The organism is Cyclobacteriaceae bacterium (assembly GCA_025808415.1).
In the GTDB taxonomy this organism is placed as follows: domain Bacteria; phylum Bacteroidota; class Bacteroidia; order Cytophagales; family Cyclobacteriaceae; genus UBA2336.
The window spans coordinates 42,578-66,132 of record CP075525.1 but is presented as its reverse complement, the minus strand read 5'-3'; the positions used below and the strand labels follow the sequence as shown (position 1 = coordinate 66,132).

General features: G+C 44.0%; 14 protein-coding genes. 12 read left to right on the top strand and 2 right to left on the bottom strand.

Annotation, left to right across the window (positions count from 1 at the left end):
• The first annotated feature begins 93 nt into the window (after positions 1-93).
• The 6 genes from tpiA to KIT51_00250 all read left to right on the top strand — a co-directional run bounded on the left by tpiA (position 94) and on the right by KIT51_00250 (position 11,159).
• Positions 94-855 carry a triose-phosphate isomerase gene (gene tpiA / locus KIT51_00275; GenBank protein UYN86758.1) on the top strand — a complete coding sequence of 254 codons (762 nt, stop codon included), beginning with the start codon at positions 94-96 and terminating at the stop codon, positions 853-855.
• 121 nt (positions 856-976) lie between these two features.
• A complete protein-coding gene (gene prmA / locus KIT51_00270) occupies positions 977-1,813 on the top strand; it encodes a 50S ribosomal protein L11 methyltransferase (GenBank protein ID UYN86757.1) in 837 nt (278 codons plus the stop codon).
• A gap of 97 nt (positions 1,814-1,910) precedes the next feature.
• A complete protein-coding gene (locus KIT51_00265) occupies positions 1,911-6,680 on the top strand; it encodes a hypothetical protein (GenBank protein ID UYN86756.1) in 4,770 nt (1,589 codons plus the stop codon).
• A gap of 83 nt (positions 6,681-6,763) precedes the next feature.
• Positions 6,764-8,125 carry a dipeptidase gene (locus tag KIT51_00260; protein UYN86755.1) on the top strand — a complete coding sequence of 454 codons (1,362 nt, stop codon included), beginning with the start codon at positions 6,764-6,766 and terminating at the stop codon, positions 8,123-8,125.
• Between the two features lie 226 nt (positions 8,126-8,351).
• On the top strand, positions 8,352-8,963 hold the full coding sequence (locus KIT51_00255) for a hypothetical protein (protein ID UYN86754.1): 612 nt from the start codon (positions 8,352-8,354) through the stop codon (positions 8,961-8,963).
• A gap of 126 nt (positions 8,964-9,089) precedes the next feature.
• Positions 9,090-11,159, top strand: coding sequence for a thioredoxin family protein (locus KIT51_00250; GenBank protein ID UYN86753.1), 2,070 nt, complete (start codon positions 9,090-9,092; stop codon positions 11,157-11,159).
• A gap of 2 nt (positions 11,160-11,161) precedes the next feature.
• Here KIT51_00250 and KIT51_00245 read toward each other — a convergent pair whose 3' ends face one another.
• Positions 11,162-11,383 carry a DUF3820 family protein gene (locus KIT51_00245; protein UYN86752.1) on the bottom strand — a complete coding sequence of 74 codons (222 nt, stop codon included), beginning with the start codon at positions 11,381-11,383 and terminating at the stop codon, positions 11,162-11,164.
• A 125-nt stretch (positions 11,384-11,508) separates the two neighbouring features.
• On the opposite strand from KIT51_00245, the gene KIT51_00240 reads away from it, so the two are divergent.
• The 4 genes from KIT51_00240 to KIT51_00225 all read left to right on the top strand — a co-directional run bounded on the left by KIT51_00240 (position 11,509) and on the right by KIT51_00225 (position 18,061).
• Positions 11,509-12,783, top strand: a complete 1,275-nt coding sequence (locus tag KIT51_00240; protein UYN86751.1) for a peptidoglycan DD-metalloendopeptidase family protein — start codon at positions 11,509-11,511, stop codon at positions 12,781-12,783.
• A 127-nt stretch (positions 12,784-12,910) separates the two neighbouring features.
• Complete coding sequence (locus tag KIT51_00235; protein ID UYN86750.1) at positions 12,911-15,181, top strand: patatin-like phospholipase family protein; 2,271 nt, start codon at positions 12,911-12,913, stop codon at positions 15,179-15,181.
• Between the two features lie 136 nt (positions 15,182-15,317).
• Entirely contained in the window at positions 15,318-17,351 is a 2,034-nt protein-coding gene (locus tag KIT51_00230; protein ID UYN86749.1) for an OmpA family protein, read from the top strand.
• 11 nt (positions 17,352-17,362) lie between these two features.
• Positions 17,363-18,061: an OmpA family protein gene (locus KIT51_00225; GenBank protein UYN86748.1), complete on the top strand. Its 699-nt coding sequence runs from the start codon at positions 17,363-17,365 to the stop codon at positions 18,059-18,061.
• A gap of 5 nt (positions 18,062-18,066) precedes the next feature.
• Here KIT51_00225 and KIT51_00220 read toward each other — a convergent pair whose 3' ends face one another.
• A complete protein-coding gene (locus KIT51_00220) occupies positions 18,067-18,870 on the bottom strand; it encodes a hypothetical protein (GenBank protein ID UYN86747.1) in 804 nt (267 codons plus the stop codon).
• Between the two features lie 139 nt (positions 18,871-19,009).
• Between KIT51_00220 and KIT51_00215 the strand changes: the two genes are divergently transcribed.
• Positions 19,010-20,449, top strand: coding sequence for an aldehyde dehydrogenase family protein (locus KIT51_00215; GenBank protein UYN86746.1), 1,440 nt, complete (start codon positions 19,010-19,012; stop codon positions 20,447-20,449).
• A 105-nt stretch (positions 20,450-20,554) separates the two neighbouring features.
• On the top strand, positions 20,555-23,497 hold the full coding sequence (locus KIT51_00210) for an AsmA family protein (protein ID UYN86745.1): 2,943 nt from the start codon (positions 20,555-20,557) through the stop codon (positions 23,495-23,497).
• Positions 23,498-23,555 lie beyond the last annotated feature (58 nt).

The window sequence follows — 23,555 nt, the reverse complement described above, 5'->3', positions numbered from 1 at the left end:
GCCGGCTCGCGGGCCGACATGACATTTAGGTATGTTTGCGGATCATCGGTTTCATTAATAACAATACTATCTTTACAAGTTAACTAAAGAGTTATGCGATCAAAAATTGTTGCCGGTAACTGGAAAATGAATAAAACGCTGGATGAGGCTAAAGCCCTTACGTCAGAAATTATGGGCATGGTTGCCGATGAAGTGAAGGGTGATGTAAAGGTTGTACTGTGTACACCTTTTCCATATTTGATTCCGGCAAAAAACATCCTGGGTAATAGTAGCCGTATTGCCGTTGGGGCACAGAATGCCAGCGAACATGAAGCAGGTGCCTATACGGGTGAAGTTTCATCTGTTATGTTAAAAAGTATGGATGTTCCATACGTTATATTGGGTCACAGCGAACGAAGGCAATATTTTGGTGAAGATGGAAAGCTGCTGGCGAAGAAGGTTGATGTTGCTTTAAAGCATGGATTGACTCCGATTTTTTGTTGTGGCGAGCCGCTGGAAGTGCGTGAGCGAAACGAACACGAAGCCCTGGTTTGCCGCCAGGTTGAAGAAGCATTGTTTCATTTAGAGGCAGAGGCCATAAGGAAAATCGTGATTGCGTACGAACCCGTGTGGGCTATTGGTACAGGCCAAACAGCTTCAGCACAACAAGCGCAGGATATGCATGCGGTAATCCGGAAACATGTAGCCGGCAAGTATGGTCAGGCTGTGGCCGATTCTATTTCGATTTTATATGGCGGAAGCATGAATGCCGCCAACGCTAAAGAGTTGCTTGCGTGTGCTGATGTAGATGGCGGATTGGTAGGTGGTGCCTCCTTAAAGTCGCGCGAGTTTGTGGAAATCATTAAATCAATTTAATCAATTTGAAGATGGGGTGATTTGAAAATTTGAAAATGATCGAGTCACCTAAATAAAGCTTTTTACGCACGTCATTGATCGTTCATTTTCAAATTAATCCATCTTCAAATTTTCAAATTGTATGTACTACTCCCGTCTACAGGTAATCTGTAATCCCGATTTTTCAGAAATCCTCATGGCTGAAATAGCCGAGGCAGGGTTTGATACGTTTATGGAAACCGAAAAGGGATTTGAAGCCTTTGTTGAGCAGCACCAATACGATAAACAAAAACTGCAGGAAGTAAAGGACAAGTACACTCCACTAACACCGGTTGTTTTTTTTATCGACAGGGTTGAAAAGAAAAACTGGAATGAGGAGTGGGAAAAAAATTATGAACCCATTGTTGTTGACGATACCATAATCATTCGAGCGCACTTTCATAAACCTGAAAAGGAATATCCTTACGATATCATCATCACACCAAAAATGTCTTTCGGCACGGGGCACCATCAAACTACCCACCTGATGTTGAAGGCCCAACTGGGCATTGACCATAAAAATAAGCGGGTAATGGATGCCGGTACCGGAACAGCCGTGCTGGCCATCATGGCCTCAAAACTTGGGGCAAAAAAAATCGAAGCTTTCGATATTGACAGTTGGAGCGTGGAGAATGGCAACGAGAATGCTGAGATTAATCACTGCACAAACATTAACCTTCAGCAAGGTAAAATCAGCGAGTTGTCGTTTGCTGAAAATTTTGAAATTATCCTGGCCAACATCAATAAAAATATTCTATTGGAAGAAATGCCCGAGTATGCAGCCCGGCTTAACACAGGCGGGAAATTGTTGCTGAGCGGCTTCTATGAAAACGACATACCCGATTTACTCTCGATAGCCACGCGTTATGATCTCCATAAGGTGACCTCCTATGCCCGCGATGAATGGGCTTGCCTGTTGCTTGAAAAGAAAATCCATTAGACTGTACCGAACAGTCTTTCCAGCCGTTAAACTCCATACGGTAAAGCGTTTTAGCTTATTTGGGCATTATTTGCGAATTTCGAAGGTTTAAGTTCAGGTGAACCCAATACTCAAATATCTCTTTTGTTGTTGCTTCTTTTCGGCTTCAATTGCCTTTGGGCAGAGCGGAAAGAAGACAACCATTGTCCTGAACTTTCCGGACAGTGTGGGCTATGCCCTGGAGAGCACTCGTAGTACAGAAGGTATGGTGATTGGCAAGGCTTTCCCGTTGGCATGGAACAACCTTGGGCTTGATCAACAACAGCGCATCCAAAAGCAATTTTACCGCATGAAACGGAAGGGCTATAAGCTGCGTCCGAATTTTGTGCAATACTTTGGCGCGCTGGTTAATGCTGTCAATGTTGAAAGCGCAGATCCGCAAAAGCTTAATGCCTTTCTAAACGTGGTGGATAAAGTGATTGAGAATTATAAACCCGATAAGGCGCAAAAGTTTTTGGTTGCCTCCAACACATTCTTTAAGCACCACGCCCTTTATTTTGATAAAACCTACCGCCTTTATGCACGCGATGATGACTATACATTTGAATTCATCGAATATATTCCGCCACCGGTAGACACCACCGCGCAGGATACGAACTATGACGATTGGAACAACTGGCCCGATGAACCGGAAATTGTTCCTATCGATAATACTCCCTATTGGATGACCCAACAACCCCAACCTTATGTTGAAGGGGCCGTTATTCGTTTCAACCGTGTTACCCTGAATTTTGTAACTGCTTACGATTCGGTTTCTTTTCGCAACACAAAGGGCATTTATTCGCTTACCGATAATTTGTTTGTTGGCGAAGAAGGGAGGTTCGATTGGTCGCCAGCCGGATTGAATCCCGATGAAGTGTACGCCAATTTCAAAGCGTACAATTTCAATGTACGTAAACCCGAATTGAAATCGGATTTGGTTATGCTTAACTATTCCGGTAAAACCCCCGGGTTTATTGCCGGTAAGTTTGAATTCCGATCACAACCACGCAAAGATTCCGTTGCCTCTACCTATCCACGGTTTACATCTTATGAATCGAACCTGGCGATAAATGGTGTAGGCACCGATAAAATGCAGTATACCGGTGGGTTTTCATTACAGGGGTGGCTGGTGAAGAGCGCCAACGTAAATGGCGACCTGGCCACGCTGGTGGTGACGGACAGTATCGGCAATAAGAAATTCAGGGCACGATCAAAAGAATTTGTGTTTAAAGACTCCCTGGTAACGGCCGATCGTTCCGTGTTCACCGTCTTTCAGGAAAATGATTCTATTGCCCACCATGCCGTGCGCATGCGTTATGATTACGGTAAGGAAAAGTTAATCCTTCAAGGGGAGAAGGGCAGTATGCGCAACGCACCCTTTACAGCTACTTTCTTTGGAATAGAATTTTCAGCCAATTCCATTCGATGGGATTTGAAAACAGACAGCCTGGATGTATTTGCACAGCGTGGCAGCGGTATTGCACCCATGGTTATAGAATCGGCTGATTATTACGATCCGTTGGATTACCAGGCCTTGAAGGGAGTAGGGTTCAATTTTCATCCGCTGGGTATTGTAGCACGCTATTGCGTAGAGAACAATACCCGCGAGCTGCACACGGGTGATATCGCCCAGCGTTACGGGTTGGATATCCTGGCTGTGCAAAAGGCAGTTGAGTTTCTGTCAATTAAAGGATTGGTGGAGTATTGGCCACAAAATGATTTGGTGGTGGTTAAGGAAAAGGCCATCATACAATACATGGCTTCCAGGGGCGAATCGGATTACGATAACCTTAAAATCCACTCGGTGGCGGGTACTTATGCAACCTTGGATATCCTTTCGCCCAACAAGCCCAATGCCACCATAAACTTTACCGATCGTAACATGGTTGTGCGCGGTGTAGAAGAATTCAGTGTGAGCGATTCGCTAAACGTGGTCATTAAACCCGACAGTGCCGTAATTACCATTTTGCAAAACCGCGACATCAAGTTTAACGGCACCATAACCGCAGGTAATTTTGAAATCACCGGCAAAAGCTTCACGCTGAAGTACGATAGCTTTTTTATCAACCTCACCCACATCGACTCCATTAATTTCTTTGCGATGGAGCGCAACGCCCAGGGTCAGATGGTGCGCAAGAAAATCAATAACTCCATGGTGGGTGCCGATTCGCTTGCCGCTGCCGAAGGCGGGTTGGGCGATATATCGAAATCATCCGGAACACTGTTTATCAGTCGCCCTAACAATAAATCAGGGCGCATGCGTATCCCAAACTATCCACGACTGGACGCCACAACCGGTGGTGTAATTTATTTTAACCGGCCGGAAGTATTAAATGGTGTTTATGATCAGTCGGTATTTTTTGCGATACCACCGTTTAAGCTGGACAGCTTGAACGATGCCGATCCGACAGCCATTAACTTCAAGGGTACGTTTGTTTCCAGCGGTATGTTTCCCAGTTTCAAGGAAAAGCTTCATACCATGCCCGATAAGTCGCTTGGGTTTGAACACGTGGTTCCGAAAGGTGGCTATCAGTTGTACAAAGGTGATGGCAACCTTAACGGTGTAATCCGGCTCGACAATCGTGGTATACGATCAGCCGGTGTGGTCAACTACTATGCAGCAACTGTCCGATCGAACGATTTTGTTTTTTATCCCGATTCGGTTGTGGCCAGAGGAGATCGCGCCATTATTGAAGAGCGTCAAATTGGTTCCGTCACTTTTCCGCAAGCCTCTTTTTCAGATTACCAGATGAAATGGTTGCCCAAGCAGGATCAGATGCGGCTGCGCAACACGCGGTCGCCATTTAATTTCTATGACTCAACCGCCCAGCTCACCGGGCAGGTCATCGTTTCGAAAAACGGTGTTTCGGGTGCCGGTCGGTTAGATACACGCGGCACAGAAATCCGTTCGCGTGAAATGACTTTTTCGGGTAAGGATTTTGGGGCTCGGCATTCACGTTTCCGGGCCAAATCGGCCGATCCGAACAAACCGTTGATTGACGGTACCGATGTTCGGGTGCGTTTTAACCTTGCCCAAAATTACGCTGACATTAGCCCGGAGATTGCCGGTGAAGCAGCCATTGAGTTCCCTTATGCGCAGTTTAAAACATCCATCCCCAACGCACGATGGGATTTGAACACACAGAAAATTACCATGAGCAAGGGCGCAAACGAGCCTATTGAAAACTCGTACTTTTACACCACACGAAAAGAGCTTGACTCACTAAGCTTTTATGCAGAAAAGGCTGAGTATGACCTAAAGACCCAGGAGTTGAAGGTAAGTGGCATTCCATACATTATTGTAGCCGATGCCAAGATTACCCCCGAAGGTGGCCAGGTGCTGATTCTGGAGAATGCAAAAATTGGTACCCTAAAAAATACAACCATTGTTATTGATACATTAAATGGTTACCACCGGTTAACCAATGGTGTGGTGGATATTATTTCACGCAAGGAATTTTCTGGCTATGCAACGTATCAGTACGTAAACTTCCTCAACGATACGTTTGCCATTAAAATGACAGACTTCCACCTGGAGCCTGTGACCGAATCACAAAACACAAAACGCATTGGGCTTGGCCGCAAGCAATCCAATGCTTCGCTGCAAACTGTAGCTACAGGTGCCGTTGCCGAGCGCGATCACCTGGTGTTGGGGGCTGGTATGTTTTATAAAGGCGACATGATTATGTATGCCACCAAGCCAGCACTTACCTTGAATGGAAGCATCAAGCTTGACATTAAGAAAATCAAAAACTACAATGCCTGGATTCGTTACGAACAAACTGGTGATGAGACAGAAGTATTGATCAACTTTGACAATGCGTTAACGGAAGATGGCCGCAGGGTTGGTGCCGGGCTTCACTTTGCTGCCGCAGATAATAATTTATACATCTCATTTTTGAACGAGAAGTTGGACGATGATGATGACTTCTTCCTTCCCAGTGGCACCTTGCATTATGATGTTGAGAGCAAAGAGTACCGCATTGAGGATCGGGAGAAGGCCGCAGGCAATAAATTATCCGGAAAAGTATTTGCCTATAATGATGAAACGGCAAACGTTCGCTTTGAAGGCCCGATAAAATTCTTCAAAGGCTCCAAAGATTTTGACATCATTGCCAGCGCCATAGGGCAGGGAAATATGGAGAGCAATGAAATCCGTATGAACAGCCTGGTAATGGTTAACACTACGGCTGTATCCACAGCATTTGATATTATGGCACGCGACCTTCAAAATGTAATAAAAAATGAAGGCGCGGAGGAAGGATTGGGTGATGCCACAGAGTTGTTGTACAAAATTGCAGACATTGTGGGTGAACGTACCGCAAAAGAATACGAAACACGTTCAGCCCAAGGGTATGTATCGCTGGGGGCAATACCGCAGACGGCTAAGCCTTTAACATTTGCCAACGTTAATTTTAAATGGTCAGCCAAGCATAAGGCTTTTTACAGCGAAGGAAGTTTAGGACTTTCCAATATCAACCGCCAGGATATTAACGGAGCCTTTGAGGGTTTCATGGAAATTAAAAAAGATGAAGACGGGTTGCCCGTATTTAACGTTTTCTTCAAGGCCTCACCTGATTCGTGGTACTTTTTAAGCTTTGAAGACAACCGGCTGTTGATGTACTCTTCAAATCAGGAGTTCAACACTACCATTGCCAAGCGAACCAATTCGGGTAAAGCGAAGATAGGGGAAATGATTTTTGTGCCGGCCACGGAAGACGAAACACTTGCGTTTGTTAATCGTTTCCGAAACCAATACTACGGCATTCAGGTTCCCTACAATTTAAGTGGCGGATCGGCCACCAAGAAAAAGCAAGAGAAGAAGGATGACGATGACGGGTTTTAAGGCACAGCCTTCCATCACATCGGAATGAACTGATTTCACTTTCTTGGATTAACCGCTAACTTCACACCGCAAAATTACTGGATATGGTAAAGGAATACATTGAAAAAAATCAACAACGCTTTTTAGGTGAGCTTTTTGAATGGCTACGCATTCCATCGGTGAGTGCCGACAGTCGCCACAAAGACGATGTGCGCAAGGCAGCGGAGTTTTTGGTTGCAAAATTTAAAGAGGCCGGGGTTGATACCGTTGAGTTGTGTGAAACAAAAGGGCACCCCATTGTTTTCGCTGAAAAGGTTGTAAATCCATCTTTGCCAACGGTATTGGTTTATGGCCATTACGATGTGCAGCCACCCGATCCGCTTGGCCTTTGGCATTCGCCTCCGTTCGAACCGGTTATTAAGGATGGAAAAATTTATGCCCGTGGCTCTTGTGACGATAAGGGACAGGTGTACATGCACGTGAAAGCTTTCGAAGCTATGATGAAGCTGAACACACTTCCTTGCAACGTAAAATTTATGGTTGAGGGTGAGGAGGAAGTGGGCTCTGATAACCTCGGAACTTTTGTTCGGGAAAATAAAAACAAACTGAAAGCGGACATTATACTTGTATCCGATACGGCTATTATTTCACTGGATCATCCGTCAATAACTGCGGGCTTGCGTGGATTAAGTTATATGGAAGTGGAGGTAACCGGACCTAACCGCGATTTACACTCGGGTGTTTATGGAGGAGCGGTGGCCAACCCGATTAATGTACTAAGCAAAATGATAGCCTCGCTGCACGATGAAAATGGGCATATCACCATTCCCGGTTTTTATGATAACGTAGTTGAGTTAAGTGCGGCCGATCGTGAAGCGATTAACAAAGCACCATTTAGTTTGGAGAACTATAAAAAGGAATTGGGTATCGATGATATACAAGGCGAGAAGGGCTACTCAACACTGGAACGTACCGGCATCCGACCAACGCTGGACGTAAATGGAATTTGGGGAGGCTACACCGGGGAAGGCGCAAAAACCGTGTTGCCATCAAAGGCCTATGCAAAAATTTCCATGCGGCTGGTGCCCAACCAGAGTAATGAAGAGATAACAGCATTATTTACAAAGCATTTTAATGCCATAGCACCGAAGTCGGTAAAAGTAAAAGTAACAGCTTTGCATGGTGGGCAGCCTGCCGTTACACCAACTGACTCAGCAGCGTTTAAAGCAGCCAGTGCCGCCTTCCAGGAAGTTTGGGGTAAGAAGCCCATACCAACACGCGATGGCGGAAGCATTCCGATTGTTGCTTTGTTTAAAAAGGAGCTGGGGTTAGATACCGTACTGATGGGGTTTGGGCTGGATTCAGACGCGATACATTCACCCAACGAGCATTATGGGGTAAAGAATTTCTTGCTGGGCATCGAAACCATTGTTGCTTTTTATAATCACTATTCGAAGAGCAATTGATAATGTTTTGATTTCAGCTAAGCTGATAGTCCGTAATCATACCACTATAATTCACTAACTATTTGAACGTGAATTTATTTTCAGTATACTCAGACAACGCCTTGGCCAATCTTCGGACTGGCGAGGCAAGTGCGGATTGGGCACAGCGTTGGATGAGTATACGGGGCCATGCGGCCCTGGAGCATATTCGTTTTAGGTATCTTTACGGATTATCAGATCAGCTAAAATGAAAAGGCGCTTGACTACTTTTTTTATCCTGCTTTTTACAGGCATGATTCCTGTTAGCTGCGATTTATTTTGTTTGAATGATTGCGGTTGCGGAACTACGGTAAGGGATATCAGCATTACTGATCTTGACCTGAAAACAATCGGCTCAACGGGCACTAACCTCGACACTTCTGCAACATATTTATACGATCAGATTTTTAAGTTAATCTACATTGCAAATTGGCAAATCGTTAGGACAGAGACCCCTCAACCTTTAAATTTTATGAGTAGGGCATACGCTTGTAGTCCCCGTGATCCAACGGCCATTCAAAAGATACAATCCTTCAAGATAAAGGCACGGAACGGTTTTGCGCTCAATGCAGCAAACGACCAGGTTAATGCGGGCGATGATATAACCAATCGTTTCGGTATGTCATATTACGCTACAGGTACCTTTATGGATATTGATTTTTTCATTCAAGACATGCGCGATATTTATGCCTATAATATGTATTCTATCCGGCTCAAGGAAAAGCCGTTTCAGCCGGTTTTCATGAAACTCGAATTTATCATCGAGATGACGGATGGCATGATCTATACTTTCGATGAGGAAATTATGAAAGCCAAGTAAAGTGCCCAAAGGGCCGAAAATGTCATATCCCCGTCATAATTCCATGCTTTTTCGTCTTAGCGCAACAATCAATCAACTATTTTGCGGCTCACTATGTTATGCTACCGTTCCTAAAAGGAAACTGTTATGATTAAGTACATTCTTCCTGTTCTCTTCCTGTTTTCAACATCACTGTTATCAGCGCAGATACTCACGCCTGCCCGGTGGACCTGGGAACCCTCTAAAACATCGGTTAAGACCGGTGAGCAGCTCGATCTTATTTTTAGAGTAACCACCGATAAGGACTGGTACGTTTATGCGAACGATTTTGATCCGGATTGCGGACCGTTATTAACTACCGTAACCCTTACTCCGCACACCAGCTTTGAACTTATTGGAAAACTTAAGGCCATTAACCCGATTGATAAGCACGATGAAATTTTTGGTTGTGATGTAAAAATATTCAAGGGTAAAGGTGAGTTCAGGCAAACCATTCGCGTGTTGAGTAAAGACCTGAAGCTGGCCGGAGTGTATGAAGGGCAAACCTGCACGGAGGTTGACGGTAAATGCATTCCTTTTGATGGAGAGTTTTCATTCGCAGGCATTACGGTTTCAGGTGAGCCGATTAAATCGAAAAAGGCAAGCGAGCCGAAGCAGGAAGAAATTCAACAGGCCGAAGTAATTGAATCACCAAAGGAAGAAGTTCCGCCTGTTCGCTACGGTGCAGTGAAAGGCCCTGTACTGGATAAATCGATTTTGGAAGGAGAACCAAGTTATGGTAACGAATCGTTTTGGGCGTTGCTGGTATTTGCTTTTCTGGCTGGCTTTGCCGCGTTGATTACCCCTTGTGTATTTCCAATGGTTCCCATGACGGTTACGTTCTTTCTCAAAGACACACAAACCAAACGCGAGGGAATTAAGAAGGCTTTGATTTTTGGAATATCCATAATCGTGCTGTACTCATCGGCCGGAACATTGTTTGCCATACTGCTGGGTCCTGAAGGACTAAATGCTATGGCCACCAATTGGGCGCTTAATCTTTTCATCTTCTTTGTGTTTATAATTTTTGCGCTCTCTTTCTTTGGCCTCTTTGAAATCAATGCACCGTATAAGCTGGTAAACAAAGTTGATCAACAAGCCGAAAAGGGTGGATTGATCGGTGTATTTTTTATGGCGTTTACACTGGTGCTGATATCGTTCAGTTGCACGGTTCCCATTGTGGGCAGTGTGTTGGCATTGTCGGCAGGCGGTGAGGTGTTAAAACCAATCTTAATGATGCTTTCGTATTCTATTGCGTTTGCATTACCCTTTACATTCTTTGCTTTTTTTCCTGAGCTGGTAAAAAGCTTGCCAAAATCGGGTGGCTGGCTTAACTCCGTTAAGATAACACTCGGCTTTTTAGAGTTGGCGCTTGCGCTTAAATTTTTCAGTATTGCCGACCAGGCTTACCACTGGCGGTTACTCGATCGCGATACCAACATTGCATTATGGATTGTTATTTTTTCACTGCTTGGCTTTTACCTGTTGGGAAAGATTCGAATGCCACACGATAGCCCGGTAGAAAAAATTTCGGTACCACGATTACTGTTGGCCACGGTTGTTTTTTCTTTTGTGATTTACCTGGTGCCGGGTTTATGGGGCGCACCATTAAAAGCATTGGCCGGATATCTTCCCCCACAACATACGCACGATTTCGATTTGGTAGCGATGACCCGCAGTGTACGGAGTAATGAAATTTGTGACTTACCGAAGTACACTGACTTCCTGCACCTGCCGCACGGACTCAATGGCTATTTTGATTATGAGCAAGCGCTGGCTTGTGCACGTCAACAGAATAAACCATTGTTTATCGACTTCACCGGCCATGGTTGTACGAATTGTCGTGAAATGGAGGCTGTAGTGTGGAGTGATCCTACGGTGTTGGACCGGTTGAAAAATGATTTCATAATTGTAGCCTTGTATGTTGATGACAAAACGCTGCTTCCGGAAGCAGAATGGTTTACATCAAGTTATGATGGAAAGGTGAAGAAGACCATCGGCAAAAAGAATGCAGATTTACAGATTGCCAATCTTGACAATAATGCACAACCGTTTTATGTGTTGGTTGGAACTGATGAACGCGTGCTTGCCTGGCCCTATGACTACGACAAGAGTGTGGAAAATTTTGTGCGCTTTCTGGAAAAAGGCAAGAAGAAGTTTGAAGAACTGTACAAATAACTTTATTTCTTCGCAGAAGATTTTAAGGGCTGCAACAAATAAGTAAGCCCGTTAAGTTTGATTTCGTAAAGCGTAGCCAGCAATTCTCCCAGTTTGCCTTTCGGAAACCCCTTTCGGTGAAACCATTCAACATAAAAGTCTGGAAGATCGCAAAGTACTGTGCCCTTGTACTTGCCAAAAGGCATTTCCATGGTTATAAGTTCAGTCAGCACATGTTTATCCATAATTGATTAATGACTTTAAAATTGAACAAATTCGCAAATTCTGCTACATTTACCTGAGTAAGCACAGGTTATAAACCTGAATTTTTTAATCTTTAGGCCAATTTTTTTAACCGTAACAATTGTAAATGGTCATCCGCAGGTGCATCAGCGTAAGTATTGCCTTGTTTTTGGGTATTTTCCTCTTGAGCGATTTTACCCAACGCGAGGAATTTGCACAGGAATCCGATAATCCATTGATGATCAATTTTAATTGGAAAAACCCGACAGTTTTGTACGGGATGATCGTAGATGACCTTCATGTAATTGAAGATAAAGTAAAGCGCAATCAATTTCTGTCGGACATTATGCGAGAGTATAAAGTGCCGGTAAAACTGATCAACCAGGTGGCTGGTTTGCCGCGCAATGTTTTTGATGTGCGTAAAATCGCTTCCGATAAAAAATTTACGATTATATGCAGTGCAGACTCACTTCGTATTCCCAAAGCTTTTGTTTACGAGCCTAATCCTATTGATTATGTTGTGTTTCGATTCGAGGATTCACTGCGTGTTGATGTGTGTCAGCGCGAAGTAACAGTAGTTGAAAAAACAATTTCCGGGGTTATCAACTCCTCATTATCCCATACCATTTATGAAATGGGAATATCGCATGACCTCACCAATAAGTTTGTCGATATTTTTGCCTGGCAGGTTGACTTTCAGCGCTTGCAGCGGGGCGATCAGTTTAAATTGATTTATGAAGAACAACAAGTTGAAGGACGACCGATTGGGATAAAGAAGATCAACGGAATTTATTTCAATCATTTCGGGAGCGGTTATTATGCCATCCCTTTCGATCAGGGAAATGGACTTGATTATTTCGATGAGGATGGAAAAAGTTTGCGAAAGGCATTACTTAAATATCCCATTGAATTCACCCGTATAAGTTCACGCTACTCAGGCAACAGGTTTCACCCGGTGCAAAAGGTTTGGAAACCCCATTTGGGTACCGACTTTGCTGCGCCAGAAGGTACCCCCATACGTTCGGTTGGTGATGGAATTGTAGAGGAAGCGCAGTACAAATCAAACAACGGTAATTACGTTAAAATACGGCACAACAGTACGTACACTACCCAGTACCTGCACATGTCGAAAATTGCACCGGGTATAAAGCCAGGAACACGTGTTCGGCAAGGCCAGTGGATTGGCAATGTTGGCAGCACAGGCTTAGCCACCGGTCCGCATGTGTGCTATCGTTTTTGGAAAAATGGTGTTCAGGTAGATGCCCTTCGTGTAGAACTTCCACCTTCGGAGCCCATACTTCCTGAGTTTCAATTGCAATTCGAAACAACCAAAGCCGGGGTGATAAAGCAGCTCAATGCTATTCCCGGCCCAATGCCGAACACGTTTGCTGCAGCATTCTAAGCTGATATTTTATCAGTAATCAGCTACTCAGAAAAAATACAGTTAACTTTTCCAACTTTACAGGACTATTTTCGTCTAACTTATCGTTATCGAAAAGATGCGAAGTACTACCCTCATACTTTTTTTATTGAGTACATCTATCCTCTATGCACAGAAGGTTGCATTGGTTCTAAGCGGAGGTGGGGCAAAAGGTATTGCCCACATTGGTGTGCTTAAAGCATTGGAAGAAAATGAAATCCCGATTGATTTTATTGTGGGCACTTCAATGGGGGGCATTGTTGGTGGTGCCTACGCAGCCGGCTTTAGTCCGCAGCAAATAGAGGCCATGGTTCTTTCAGAAGAATTTTTACGTTGGGTAACCGGCCAGCCTGAGAAAGGATATAACTTTCATTATTACGGCCACGAGCCAAGTCCCGATTTTTTGCGCCTTAACCTTTCGCTGGATTCGGCCGGAGTTTTTCAATTCAACCCAAGCCTGGCCAATGATGCTTCCCTGAATTACGCATTAACCGAGATTTTCAGCAGGGCATCGTCAGTTTCAAAAAATAACTTTGATAGTTTGTTGGTGCCCCTTAGGGTGGTGGCGGCCGATGTATTTTCACAAAACCAGGTTATCCTTTCGCGCGGTGCACTCAGCGAGGCCTTGCGGGCTACACAAACAGTTCCTTTTTTTTATACACCCATTCGGGTAGATGGAAAATATTTATTTGATGGGGGCGTGTATAATAATTTTCCCGTTGATGTTGCCCAACGGGAATTTGAGCCAGACGTAATCATTGGCTCAAATGTTTCATCGAAGGTGTTCAACGAATATCCATATACGGAAGATGAAAAGCTGATTAGCAGGTCGCTGTTATACTTGTTGTTGGATAAATCTGACCCAGCCTCCATACCGGAGAGCGGAGTCTACATCCAATCCAATCTTGAACCTTATACTTCCTTTGATTTTGCATACGCCAGGGCCATGATTGATAGCGGGTTTGTACAGACGCTCCGGCAGATTGGTGAGATCAAGCAAAAAATTGAAAGACGTCAATCGGTTGATCAAATTCAAAAACTGCGAAGAACTTTTTATGCCCGTTCAGTTCCTGTACAGGCAGAATCTATAACCTTTAAAAACTTTAACGCACAACAACGAAAATATATCCGCAGGATTTTCAATCAACAACGAGATCAGGTTCGGCCACTAAGTATGCCCGAATTAAAGGAGGGTTATTTTAAATTGATAGCAGAGCCGTACTTCAGCAACGTGTTTCCTACTATACAGTTTAATGTTGAACAAAACGATTATGTGTTACAGTTGACCAGGCGACCACAAAAGAATTTTCAGGTTGATTTTGGTGGGGTAATGGCATCGCGCAACATCAGTAACATGTATTTGGGGCTGAATTATTATTACTTTAATAATGCCCTTACCCATGTTTATCTTGGTTTTCAAACAGGAAGCTTTTACAAATCATTGGTAGCCAATACCCGTATTGACCTGCCATATCTCGGAAGGTTTTATTTGCAACCCGAAGCAGTATTTAATGAATGGGACTATGTAGAAGGAACCGATTTGCTGCAAAAGACCACACCAACCGTAGCTAAGCGGTTCGACCGCAGACTGATGATGCAGGCCGGTTGGCCGTTGGGCAACAGTATAAAAGCCACCGTTGTGTTTGGCGGGTTTACCAATAAGGATCAATACTCCAATACAAAATTATTCAACAGCCTTGATACACTGGATGTGCTTAATCTAATAGGATATAAAACAGGCTTTCGGTTAACTGTAAATGATCTGAACAGAAAGCAATACGCATCATTGGGCAAAGCCTACACGTTAAGTGCATACTATTTTCACGCACATGAAAAGTACACACCCGGTACAACATCCTTAAACCAAAATGTGTCAAGTAGGGACCAACAGTGGTTTCGTGTTAGGGCAACAGCTGAGCATTATTTTAGCAGGGGGTCTTTCAGGCCAGGGTATTATGCCGATGTGGTTTTCTCTAACCAGCCCTTTTTTCAAAATTATTTTGGCACCATTATCAACACACCGGCATTCTTCCCGATACAGGATAGCCGTACACTCATACTCGAAAATTTCAGGTCAACCAACTACCTGGCTTTAGGTGCCCGAAATGTAATTGTTGTTCGCCCGCGTACATTGGACCTCCGTGTTGAGGGATACTTGTTCAAGCCATTGGAATACATCCTTCAGGGACAAAACCAGGAAGCCTACACGAACACAACCTTAACTACCCTTTTCTTTGCAGGATCTGCCGGCATAGTATACCACTCCCCCATTGGGCCTGTAAGTTTAAGCGCGAATTATTATGACGATGTAGAAAATCGCTTTGGGGTATTATTCCATGTAGGGTTTTTGTTGTTTAATAAGCATACCCTTGAAGATTAGCCAATAAAAGGGCATCTGCTTATTTGCAGCAGAGAAAGCGGGTAAGCTAAGGCAAGCGGCTGGCATGTATTATTTTCGGTCGATTTTGATTTTTTCGCTAAGTTTAGCCTTTCAATTTAAACCTATAATTGGCTTCATGAGAAGATATATACCCCTCCTGCTCCTTTTAACAATTCCGGTTTTTAGCGGGCTGGCGCAAACCGTTCAATGGGCATCCAAAGTGCTCGAGTTTTCATCCGAACTTACCCCTATTCAATATTCGGCCAACCAGGTTTTGGGAAAGCCAAATGTGCTGCCGGCCGGGGGGCAAAATCCTAATGCATGGGCACCGGATAAGCCAAACCGAAAGGAATTTTTGAAGCTGGGATTTGATACCCCCCTTAGCATCCAGCAGGTAGCCGTGGCCGAATCGCATAACCCAAGTGCCATAAGCCGGGTATTACTTTATGATGAAGCCGGAAAAGAGTATGAGGTGGTAACCTTAAACCCGGGAGCTGTTCCCATTAAGGCCATGATGCGGAATATTTTCTTTGAAAAAACTTCCTATAAGGTTAAGGCCGTGAAATTGGAATTTGATGGTGCTGCCGTGCCTGACTATTATGGCATTGATGCTGTGGCCATTTCTGATTCTAACTATCCTATTGTTGCGTTTATTCCCAAGCCCGCATTGCTGGCTTCCGGTATAGTTATTGAGCAGTTGGATGAAAATGTTAACAGTGAATACAGTGAATTGAATCCAATACTTTCACCTGATGGGAAGACGCTATACTTCAGCCGCAGAAACCACCCGGGAAACATTGGTGGTGTTAACGACAAAGAAGATATATGGTATTCAGAGTTAGGTGAGGATGGCAAGTGGCAACTGGCTAAAAACATGGGGCCGCAATTCAACAATCCCTATCCGAATTTTGTGAACTCTATAAGTTCCATGACCCCCGATGGCCGCACGGCATTGATGCTATTAGGTAATAAATACCTGGACAATGGTAAAATGCAGGCGGGTGTATCGGTAAGTACAAATGTGGGCGGTTCCTGGACAAAACCTAAAGCCTTAAACATTACCAACGATTATAACTTCAATGAAAAGGCAAATTACTTTTTGGCCAACAATCGCCAAACCATGATTTTGTCTGTTGAGCGTGAAGATTCAAATGGCGACCGCGATTTGTATGTATCGTTTATGAAACCCGATAGCGTATGGACGGAACCCCTAAACCTGGGCAGTGTTATCAATACCGCAGGTGAAGAGTCTGCCCCCTTCCTGGCGGCCGATGATGTTACTTTATATTTTTCATCGAACGGTTTTAGTGGCTATGGCGGAACGGATATATATGTATCCAAACGATTGGATGATACCTGGACAAATTGGTCTGATCCGGAGAACCTTGGCCCTGAAATTAACTCACCCCTCGAAGATTTATTTTTCAACATTCCGAACAACAGCGATTATGCTTATTACTCGCGTGGCGTTACCGAAACCAACATGGATATTTTCAGGGTTAAACTGCCCATTCTGCGTAGCCCCGAACCATGGGTTACGGTGAAGGGAAAGTTGGTAGATGCAGAAACCGGTAAACCTATCGGGGCAAAAATAATTTACGAGCGTTTACCAGATGGTACCGATGTGGGCATTGCCCAATCCAACCCGGAGACAGGCGAGTATGAAATTAAACTTCCGGCTGGTCACTTATATGGTGTTCGCGCAGAGGCTAAAGACCATATATCAGAAAGCCAAAACCTGGATTTAAGGAATATAACCAGCGATGTAGTAATTGCCAATAAAGACTTCACCTTGCAACCTATTCAAGTGGCACGCATTGATGAGAATGCCCAAATTACATTGAACAATATTTTCTTTGATTTCGATAAGGCCATTCTTAAACCCGAATCGTTCCCCGAATTAAACCGTATTGTCACCCTAATGAAAGAGCGTGCCGGAATGAATGTCTCTATCACTGGCCATACTTGCGACATTGGTGAAGAAAATTACAACCTGGGTTTGTCTGAACGCAGGGCAAAGGCCGTACAAAAATACTTGGTGGACAAGGGCATCGATCAGGGAAGGATTGATGTTAAATTCTACGGTGAGAGTCAGCCAACGGTTCCTAACACCAGCATGGAAAACCGTAGAAAGAACAGAAGGGTAGAGTTTAAAATTGTGAAACTTTAATAAGTCGAAGCATGAGGGCTTTATTCATTTTGGGGTTTTGTATTTTTTCTATTGCCGGTTATGCCCAGGCCGATAGTTTGGTAGTGGCGCAAGGGAGGATAATAAATGCCGATACCCGTGAACCTATTGTTGCCAGGATTACGTACCAGAACCTTCCCTTCGGAAACCGGATGGGAGTGATTAATAACAGCTCTTTTTCCTTTCCTTTATTTGACGGAGAACGTTACTCCATTACTGTTGATGCGGTTGGCTATGCCTCGGTAAAGTATATGCTCGATCCGGCAGAAGCCGATGGCAATAAAAAACTGGTCCGCGATATTGAACTTCACCACACTACGGGCAATCCCAATAAAAAGCATGTAGTTGGACATGTGATGCGTTTGGATAACCTGATATTTGAAGTAGCCAAGGCTAGAATCGACCCTGACTCGTACGCTGAATTGGATTTGTTAGTGGGCATGATGAATGAACACAAAACCATGGTAATACAGTTGGAGGGCCACACCGACTACCTGGGCGATCCTGCGAAAAATATGAAACTATCCCAACAACGTGTGGATGCCGTGCGCGATTACCTCATATCAAAAGGCATTAATAAAAACCGTATTAAACTTAAAGCGTTTGGTGGCACCATGCCACTTTCGCGCGACAGTACCCCGGAAGGGCATCGCCTGAACAGAAGGGTGGAAGTACGGATTTTGCAGGACTGATAGCATCACTGGCCGGCCATCACAAACATGGCTTTGTACCGAATGGTTTGGAGCTTCTTTTTATACAAAATCTTGTCCTGATCTTTCAGGTCACTTTCATGAACAGCAAGCAGGAGCAGTTCTGAAAATTCTTCGATACGTGGAGAGGCATAGCGTTCAATAGCCTGTCCAAGATAATTCACAGCCTGTTGCCAGTTAGCCTGGTTGAACGACTCAACTGCAAGGTTGTAGTAGAGCAATCCGATAAGTTCATGCTGAGATACTTCATTGTACAATTCGAAAGAATAATCATAGTATGAAAGTGCCGGGTTAAGTGGTTGAACGCCTTGTTGACGATACTGGGCAATTCGCGCTTCAATCTTATCAGATGATGTTACAAAACCAGTAAGTGGGTCTGTTACTTCCATTAATATTTTCCCTTCTTGTGTTTGGGCCACGATAAAGATGTGATAATTGGTTTCTATTACTTCGTGTTCAATTTGAAAGTGATTGAGCAGTATGGAGTAAAGAATGGTGCCGGTTAGACAGTTAAATGTCCCGCTATCAAACAGTGAAGCAAATGTGGTGTTAGCGGCATAACGCTTCAGAAACTTTTTGTGTGTTTGATTGAATAACACCCGTAAAAACTGCGTTTCAGACTTGCTGATTGATTGCTTTCTTGAAAGTTTTTCTACAAACCCAGTCCATACCTTTTGGTCAACTGAGGCTTGGGTTGTGGCCAGGTATGGATAAAGGGCATCCGTATGCCTGGTTGGCTGTGGCTCTAGCCTGCTGGCTCCGGCCTCAACTAAGCCGTAAAAAAGCATCAAAATAGTAAGACCAGCCCTCAATGTTACTTTAATGTTAAGTGAATGTTATCAAAATTAACATATTAATAATACAAGTCAACGGTGCGTAACATAAACTTAACATTTCGTTGGATGCCAGAATTTGACTTACTTTCTTCTTATGATTTCAACGATTGAAGAAAAAGTAGTTTCTGATTGGATTAACGGGCTTTTTGAAAAGCAAAAAAATCACAGCATCCGCTTGCGTAACGAGCCCATTTCCGCCAGAAAAAAAAGACTGGAATTGCTTAGAAAGTGGGTTTTGACACACAAGCCCACAATTCAGCAGGCGCTTTACGATGACTTTCGCAAGCCTGCCATGGAGGTGGAGGCAACGGAAATTTTCCCGGTAATCGATGAGCTATCGAACGCATTGGTTAACCTCCACCGGTGGTCAAAACCAAAGAAAATTGATGCCCCGTTAACCATGTTGGGCACCCGTTCGGAGGTACGCGTTGAACCGAAAGGGATATGTTTGATAATGGCACCGTGGAATTACCCTTTTAACCTATGCATTGGTCCGCTTGTATCGGCTTTAGCGGCAGGAAATTGCGTAGTGATAAAACCCTCGGAAATGACACCGAACACTTCAGCATTGATAAAAAAATTGTGCGATGCGGTATTTGATGAAGAAGTGGTAACCGTATGTGAAGGCGGAATTGAAGTCTCGCAGCATCTGCTAAAACTCCCATTCGACCATATTTTTTTTACCGGCAGCCCGGCTGTTGGAAAGATCGTAATGAAAGCCGCAGCGGAGCATTTGGCATCGGTTACATTAGAATTGGGCGGTAAGTCACCGGCTATTGTTACCGCATCGGCCAATTGCCGCGATGCCGCCAAGCGTATAGCTGTATCGAAATTTGTTAACAATGGTCAAACCTGTATTGCCCCTGATTACGTACTTGTTCATGAATCCATTAAAGTCGAATTTATAGAGCAACTGAAAGAGCAGATTGGACAGTTGTTTGGAAAGAACGTAAAAAGTATTGAAGACTCACCCCACTATGCGCGCATTGTTAATGCAAAGCATTTTGAACGGTTGAACAGTATTCTCACCGATGCCCTTGATAAAGGAGCACGCCTGGCTTTTGGGGGGCAAACAACAGCTGAAGAAAATTTTATTCATCCAACCATACTTACAAATGTGCCGGAAGGTGCACGTGTGTTGCAGGAGGAAATTTTCGGCCCGCTTTTGCCGGTTAACAGCTTCTCGAAACTTGATGAGGTTATAACCCTCATCAATCAGAAACCCAAGCCACTGGCACTTTACGTTTTTGGCTCAAATAAAACCGAGCAAAACAAGATATTATCGCAAACCTCATCGGGTGGGGCGTGCATAAACGATTGTGCCGTGCATTTCCTTCACCGCAACCTGCCGTTTGGCGGGGTGAATAATAGTGGAATAGGTAAATCACATGGTTATTACGGCTTTATGGCTTTTTCGAACGAAAAACCAGTGCTGAGGCAACAACGGGGATTTACTTCTTTTCAACTTTTTTACCCACCGTATTCCTCAAGGGCTGTGAAGAAGTTAATGGATTGGCTTTTAAAATTTATTTAACGGTCAGCGGCATCCGGCTTCTTTTAATTAACCGTAAAAAAATTACCGTTTTTGTAATTTTGACCTTCCTTTCGGTGTTATTAAACAGTTAAACTAACGCTTCGTATGATAAAGAAAATCCTCCTCGCCCTTGGTGTACTACTCATTGTATTGGTAGCCGCTGCCTTTATATTACCTGTGGTTTTCAAGGATAGAATCAAAGCCGCCATTGATAAAGAGTTGGCCAAGTCGCTTAATGCCGATGTTGTTTTTGATGTAAACAAATTCAGCCTTAGTCTTTTCAGCAACTTTCCAAACCTTACTGCCGAGATGCGCGACTTTGGTGTTTTTAACCGAGAACCTTTTGCTGGCGAGTATTTATTTGCCGCTGATGCTTTGCGTGTTGAGGTAAACCTGAAGGATGTACTATTTGGCGACCAACTCAGGATCAAGGGCCTAACATTAGTACAACCCCTTATCAATGTGCTCGTACTGGAAGATGGCCGGGCAAACTACGATATCGCCATACCTTCAGATGAAGCGGTTGAGGAAAGTAGTGAGCCAACGCAATTTTCGTTTGGGATAGACCATTGGCAAATTATTGATGGCGATATTGTTTATGACGACCGCTCCTTGCCCTTTAAACTTACCTTGAAAAGTGTTAACCATAGCGGAAGTGGTGATTTTACCCAAGATGTTTTTGACCTGAAAACCAAGACAACAGCCGATACACTAACGGTTGCCTATGATGGCGTGGAGTACATCTCCAACAAGCGGGCTATGATTGATGCAATTATTTCCATAAGCGAAGATTATACAAAATATACCTTTAAGGAAAATCAAGCCTGGGTTAATGATTTTGCCCTGAGCTTTGACGGTTGGTTTAAAATGAATGAGGCCGACTATGGTATGGACATTTCGTTCAGCAGCCCCGAAAATACTTTTAAGAGCTTGTTATCGCTGGTGCCCGGCATGTATTCCGAAAGTTTTATAAACATTAAGACAGATGGTGAATTGAAATTTTCGGGCTTTGTAAAGGGTACTTACAGCGACACACAAATGCCGGCCTTTCAGGTAAACCTGAATGTGCACGATGCCATGTTTCAATATCCCGATTTACCCACACCTGTCAATAACATTAACCTGAATATGTTGGTAGATAATCCGGATGGCATTATCGACCACACAGTTATTGATATCAAGAATTTTCACATGGATTTTGGCACCAATCCGTTTGATGCCCGCGCGCTGATCAGCAAACTGTATCCTACCCAGGTGGATGCGCATTTGAAGGCCCGCCTCAACCTGGGCGAACTTACTAAGATGTTCCCGGTAGAGGGTGTGGAATTGCGTGGCTCCTACGCCATTGACCTGACGGCCAAAGGCGTTTACGACAGCCTGAAAAAGACAATACCGGCCATTGATGCTGTAATGTCGTTAGCCAATGGCTATGTTAAGTCTTCCGAGTTTCCGTTGCCCCTGCAGGATTTAAAATTCCACTCCAGCGTAAAGAACACTTCAGGTAAAATGGCCGAAACATTTATTGCCGTTAAGGATTTTTCCATGACCATGGATAGCGAGAAGTTCACAGCCGATTTATTACTCCAAAACCTGGAAGACTATACCTGGGACCTTAAAGCCAATGGTGGCATTGATCTTGAAAAAATGACCAAAATATTCCCGGTGGAAGGAATGACCCTTGCCGGCAAAGTAAAGGCCGATCTGCAAACTAAAGGTAAAATGTCGGACCTGGAGGCTGAGCGTTATGATAAGTTACCTACCAGCGGGAACGCATCATTGAAAGACTTTAAATATTCTGCCAAGGATCTGCCGTACAGCGTTACCCTTTCGCAGGCAGATATGAATTTCGACCCGCGTAAAATTGAACTTAGCAAACTCAACGGAACGATTGGTAAAAGTGATTTTGCGGTAAGCGGTTCTGTTTCAAATTATATCGGGTACCTGTTTGGTAAAAATGAATTACTAAGGGGTACCATGAACTTTAATTCCACCTTGCTCGACCTGAATGAATTTATGGTTGATTCGGGTGAAGAAACGACTGGATCGACAGAAAGTTATGGTGTTGTTCCGGTTCCGGAGAACATTGACTTTGTGCTGAAGTCGAGCATTACCACTGTAAAAATGATGGACTTTAACATCACCTATGCAAAAGGCGATATTATCGTTCGCGATGGGGTGGCAAACCTGAGTGGGTTATCGTTTAATTTATTAGGCGGTGCATTTACAGTAAATGGTGCTTACAACACGAAAGACATCGCCCACCCTAAATATGATTTTGGATTGAAGATTGAAAATATGGCCATTGCCCAGGCAGCCGCGGGCTTTTCATTGGTAAAAGCTTATGCCCCTATGGCAGGCCTGATGTCCGGGAATTTCTCTACAGATTTTAAAATCAGCGGTGAGTTGCTACAAGACATGATGCCGAATTTAAAAACTCTAAATGGCGATGGCCTTGTAAAAGTAGCCCAGGCTGCCCTTAAGGAGTCAAGTTTAATTTCAGGAATAACATCGTTAACAAAACTTGACGACACCAATGAGGTTACGTTGCGTGATGTGCTGATGTCGGCATCGATTAGAGATGGCAAGCTGAGCGTGAAACCATTCAACGTGAGGTTTGGACAGTATGCCACATCGGTTGCTGGAAGCACAAGCATTGACGGAACAATAGACTATAGCCTTAAAATGGATGTGCCGGCCGGAAAATTGGGTACACAGTTCAATAGCTTTGTGAGCCAGTATACCGGAGGCAAGAATGACCCGAACGCCATGGTACCACTGAACATAGGCCTGGGCGGTACCTTCCTTTCGCCACAGCCTAAATTACTCATGACCGAGCAGAAACAACAGGTTCAGGAAGCTGTAACCACGGCAGTAAAGCAGGAGGCAGAGAAGAAAGCAACCGAACTGGTATCAGGTTTATTGAAAAAACCTTCTGGCGATTCAACCAAAACTGACAGCACAAAAACTACTGAAGACCCTAAACAGAAAGTTGCCGAAGAAGGAATAAAGACCATCCAAAACCTTTTAAAGAAGAAAAAGGGCAATTAAACACCTTGCCTCAGGGCCATTATGCCAATGGCCCTGAGGTGTTCTTTTCCATATTCGG

Excerpts from the sequence above, each read along its gene's own strand:
- tpiA (UYN86758.1), top strand. The coding sequence starts at position 94 with ATGCGATCAAAAATTGTTGCCGGTAACTGGAAAATGAATAAAACGCTG.
- KIT51_00225 (UYN86748.1), top strand. The coding sequence starts at position 17,363 with ATGAGGGCTTTATTCATTTTGGGGTTTTGTATTTTTTCTATTGCCGGT.
- KIT51_00240 (UYN86751.1), top strand. The coding sequence starts at position 11,509 with ATGGTCATCCGCAGGTGCATCAGCGTAAGTATTGCCTTGTTTTTGGGT.
- prmA (UYN86757.1), top strand. The coding sequence starts at position 977 with ATGTACTACTCCCGTCTACAGGTAATCTGTAATCCCGATTTTTCAGAA.
- KIT51_00210 (UYN86745.1), top strand. The coding sequence starts at position 20,555 with ATGATAAAGAAAATCCTCCTCGCCCTTGGTGTACTACTCATTGTATTG.
- KIT51_00250 (UYN86753.1), top strand. The coding sequence starts at position 9,090 with ATGATTAAGTACATTCTTCCTGTTCTCTTCCTGTTTTCAACATCACTG.
- KIT51_00255 (UYN86754.1), top strand. The coding sequence starts at position 8,352 with ATGAAAAGGCGCTTGACTACTTTTTTTATCCTGCTTTTTACAGGCATG.
- KIT51_00230 (UYN86749.1), top strand. The coding sequence starts at position 15,318 with ATGAGAAGATATATACCCCTCCTGCTCCTTTTAACAATTCCGGTTTTT.
- KIT51_00245 (UYN86752.1), bottom strand. The coding sequence starts at position 11,383 with ATGGATAAACATGTGCTGACTGAACTTATAACCATGGAAATGCCTTTT.
- KIT51_00215 (UYN86746.1), top strand. The coding sequence starts at position 19,010 with ATGATTTCAACGATTGAAGAAAAAGTAGTTTCTGATTGGATTAACGGG.
- KIT51_00260 (UYN86755.1), top strand. The coding sequence starts at position 6,764 with ATGGTAAAGGAATACATTGAAAAAAATCAACAACGCTTTTTAGGTGAG.